At 70.2% G+C, this 4,728-nt stretch carries 1 protein-coding gene; it reads right to left on the bottom strand.

Annotated elements, in window-relative coordinates; all coding sequences use genetic code 11:
- On the bottom strand, positions 1 to 4,728 hold a 4,728-nt coding region (locus ABZW18_RS34175; protein ID WP_356195265.1), incomplete at both ends, for a beta-ketoacyl synthase N-terminal-like domain-containing protein.

Raw genomic sequence — 4,728 nt, 5'->3', positions numbered from 1 at the left:
CACCCGGGATTCTCCGACTGCGCCGAACGCACAAGACCCCACACCGAGGCCGCCGCCACATCAGCGCCCCCCACCGCACCCCGCGTCACAAAGACGAACCGGGACTCCGCGAACCTCTCGTCCGACAGCCGCTCCTGGATCTGCCCCAGAACCCTGTACGTCAGCGACCGTGCCGCATCCGCTGTGTCAGTGGTCGGCTCTCCGGCCACCGGGATCAACACCACGCCCGGCAGGGCCTCGCCGATCGCCAACGCCGCCGGATCCGACGCAAGTTCAGGCTCAGTACCCGCACCACGCAGGGCTTCGGCCAGGCCGAATGTGTCCTGGCCCGCCACCGCAATCGTCTGCGAAACACCCACAGCCGTAGCGGATACCGGCGTCCAGTCGAGCCGGAACAGCGCGTCCCTCGTCAGCGCAGCCGCATCACTCACAGCTTCCGCCGACAGCGCCCGCATCGCCAACGACTCCACCGATGCCACCAGCGCACCGGCCGTATCAGCGACAGCGATCGACACCGCACCATCAGCTTCCCGCGTCACCCTCACCCGAACCGCGGAAGTCCCAGAGGCCTGCAACGACACCCCGCTCCACGCGAACGGAACACCGCCGCCCTCAGCCGACGCGCCCATGAACCACGCCGAGTGCAGCCCGGCATCCAACAACGCGGGATGCAAACCGAACGCATCCGCCTCGTCCGTGATGCCGTCAGGCAGGCTCACCTCGGCAAAGACCTCGCCCTCGCGCCGCCAGACCGCCCGCAGGCCCTGGAAGACCGGACCGTACGCGAAGCCTTCCGCCGCACGCGCCTCGTAGAAGCCATCCAACTCCACCGGATCGGCACCCACCGGCGGCCAGACCGCCGCATCGAAAACAGCACCGGACCCCGTTCGAACACCCTCGGCCAGCACGCCCGTCGCATGCTGCGTCCACGGCGCCTCCACCTCACCCTCGAGACGAGAGTGCATCGCGACCGCACGCCGCCCCGACTCATCCGCCACACCGACCCGCACCTGCACCTGCACCGCACCACGATCCGGAAGAGTGAGCGGCGCAGCGAGCGTCAACTCCTCCACCCGGTCGCAGCCGACCTCGTCACCAGCACGGAACGCCAGCTCAAGCAGCGCGGTGCCAGGGAGAAGGATGCGGCCCATCACCGCGTGGTCAGCGAGCCACGGATGCGTCTGGACCGCCAGGCGGCCGGTGAACAGCACACCCTCGCCCTCGGCCAGCTCCACCACACCGTTGAGCAGCGGGTGACCCGCCGACACAAGCCCGATCGCCGCCGCGTCGTCGGCACCGCCCCGCGAGCGCCGAGGCCAGAAGGGCTGGTGCTCGAAGGCGTACGTCGGAACATCCACCCGCGACGCCCCGGTCCCCGCGAAGAACCGCGCCCAGTCCACCACAACACCACACACATGCAGCTGGGAAAGGGCGGTGACGGCCGACAACTCCTCGGCCCGGTCCTTGCGGAGGACGGGCACCGTGACACCTCCGTCCGGTACGGACTCCTGGGCCATGGCCGACAGCACACCGTCCGGCCCCAGCTCCAGGAGGGTATTCACACCCTGGTCGGCCAGCGTCCGCACGCCGTCGGCGAAGCGCACGGCCTCACGGACATGACGCACCCAGTACTCGGCCGAGCACAACTCCTCGGCCGACGCCACACCACCCGTCAGATTCGAGACCACAGACATACGCGGAGCCTCATACGACAGGCCCTCCGCGACCCCACGGAACTCGCCCAGCATCGGATCCATCAACGGCGAGTGGAACGCATGCGACACCCGCAGACGCGCCGTCTTGCGCCCCTGCTCCCCCAGCCGTGCCGCGACCTCAAGGACCACATCCCCATGGCCTGAGATCACCACCGACGACGGGCCGTTGACCGCGGCGATCGATACCTGGTCCTGCCGCTCGAACAGCAGCGGAAGAACCTCGTCCTCGGTGGCCTGGACGGCAACCATCGCGCCGCCGCCCGGCAGCGCCTGCATCAGCCGCGCCCGCGCCACCACCAACCGGGCCGCGTCCTCCAGCGAGAACACCCCCGCCACATGAGCAGCGGCGATCTCACCGATCGAATGACCCGCCACGAAGTCGGGCGTGACGCCCCAGGACTCCACCAGCCGGAACAACGCCACCTCAACCGCGAACAAAGCAGGCTGAGCAAAGCCCGTCCCATTCAGCAGCTCCGCATCCTCGCCCCACATCACCTCACGCACCGAACGGCCCAACTCACCATCCAACGTGGCGAGTACGGAATCCAGCGCCTCCGCGAACACCGGGAACCGCCCGTACAACTCCCGGCCCATACCGATCCGCTGACTGCCCTGACCCGAGAACAGCACCGCCGTCCTGCCGCCGAGCACCGCACCCGAGACCGCCGAGGCGTCCGGCTCGCCGACCGCCAGCGCAGCGAGCGCGCGCACCGTCTCCGCGCGCTCGCCGGCCGGCACCACCGCACTGTGCTCGAACTTCGACCGGCCCGTGGCCAGCGAGAACCCGATGTCCACCGGCCGCAGTTCGGGTCGTGCCTGGATGTAGGAGAGCAGCCTGGCCGCCTGGCCGCGCAGCGCCTCCGGCGTCTTGCCGGAGAGCACCCACGGCACCACACCCGGCTCCACCGCAGGAGTCTCGGGGCCAGTCACCACCGCTCCCTGGATCACCGTCACCGGCTGCTCCAGGATGACGTGCGCGTTCGTCCCACTGATCCCGAACGACGACACACCCGCACGCCGCGCCCGGCCGACCTCCGGCCACTCCGTCGGCTCCGTCAGCAGCTCCACCGCGCCCGCCGACCAGTCGACATGCGACGACGGCTCCGTCACATGGAGCGTCTGCGGTAGCACTCCATGCCGCATCGCCATGATCATCTTGATCACACCGGCCGCGCCGGCGGCAGCCTGCGTGTGCCCCAGGTTCGACTTCACCGAGCCCAGCAGGAGCGGACGCTCCGGATCACGGTCCCGGCCATACGTGGCAAGCAGTGCCTGCGCCTCGATCGGGTCACCCAGCGTCGTACCCGTACCATGCGCCTCCACCGCGTCGACATCGTCGGCCGAGAGTCCACCGCTGGCCAGCGCCTGACGGATCACCCGCTGCTGCGCAGGACCGTTCGGCGCCGTCATGCCGTTGGACGCGCCGTCCTGGTTGACCGCGCTGCCGCGCACCACGGCCAGGATCTCGTGGCCGTTGCGCCGCGCGTCGGACTGCCGCTCCAGGAGGAGCATGCCGATGCCCTCGGACCAGCCGACGCCGTCGGCCGACTCGGAGAACGGCTTGGACCGGCCGTCGGAGGCCAGGCCCCGCTGCCGGGAGAACTCCACGAAGGTGTCGGGGATCGACATCACGGTCACACCACCGGCCAGCGCCAGCGAGCATTCACCGCTCCGCAGGGCCTGCGCGGCAAGGTGCATCGCGACCAGCGACGACGAGCACGCCGTGTCCACCGTCACCGCCGGACCCTCGAACCCGAACGTGTAGGAGACCCGGCCCGAGGCGACGCTCAGCGCGCTGCCCTGGCCCTGGAAACCTTCGAACTCCTTGCCGTTCAAGGTGGTGTTGTAGCCGCCATACATCACACCGGCGAAGACTCCGGTCTGGCTGTCGCGCAGCGATACCGGATCGATTCCGGCCCGCTCGATCGCCTCCCACGACGTCTCCAGCAGCAGCCGCTGCTGCGAGTCCGTCGCCATCGCCTCACGCGGCGACATCCCGAAGAACGCGGGATCGAACTCGCCCGCGTCGTGCAGGAATCCGCCCTGCCGGGTGTAGGAGGTACCCATGTGCTCGGGGTCGGGGTTGTAGAGCGCGTCGACGTCCCAGCCACGATTGGTCGGGAAGTCGGTGACGACATCGGCGCCCTCGGTGACCACGCGCCACAGGTCCTCCGGCGAGCCGATACCACCGGGGAAGCGGCAGCTCATGCCCACGATCACGACCGGATCGTCGTCGAGCATGGCCCTGGAGAGTTCCGGCACCGCCGCGCCCGCGTCCATGTCCGCGTCCGGGCCGACGAGTTCGTCGAGCAGATGGTCCGCCAGCACCTCGACGGTCGGGTAGTCGAAGACCATCGTCGCGGGCAGCCGCAGTCCGGTGGCCGTGTTCAGCCGGTTGCGCAGCTCCACCGCCGTCAGCGAGTCGAAGCCCAGGTCACGGAAGGCCCGTGCCGGGTCGACCCCGTCGCCGCTCGCGTGGCCGAGCACCAGGGCTGCCTGGCCCCGTACGAGAGCGAGCAGCGTCTCGTACCGTTCGGCACGCTCCAGCCTGCTGAGGCGCTCGGCGAGGCCGACGTCCGCACTCGCTCCCGATCCCGCGACCGCCGTACGCCGGGCGCCTGTACGGACCAGTCCCCGCAGCAGCGGGGGGACGGCACCCTGGGCACGCAGCACGGACAGGTCCAGCCGCACGGGTGCCACCGCGGCCTGTCCGGTCGCCAGTGCGGCATCGAACAGCGCCACGCCCTGGTCGACCGAGAGCAGGGGCATACCCGCCTCGGCGGCCCGGCGCAGATCGGCCTCGCCGAGGCCGCTCGTCATGCCGGCGCCCTGGTTCCAGGCGCCCCACGCGAGCGAGACTCCCGGCAGGCCCTCGGCCTGACGGTGCGCGGCGAGCGCGTCGAGGAAGGCGTTGCCTGCCGCGTAGTTGGCCTGTCCCGGACTGCCCATGACACCGGCGGTGGAGGAGTAGAGCACGAAGGCGGCCAGGTCGAGGTCCTTGGTCAGTTCATGC

Origin of the sequence: Streptomyces sp. NPDC004647 (genome assembly GCF_040609575.1) — a bacterium.
In the GTDB taxonomy this organism is placed as follows: domain Bacteria; phylum Actinomycetota; class Actinomycetes; order Streptomycetales; family Streptomycetaceae; genus Streptomyces.
Note: the sequence above shows the minus strand (reverse complement) of the source record. Positions and strands in the feature narration are given on the sequence as shown.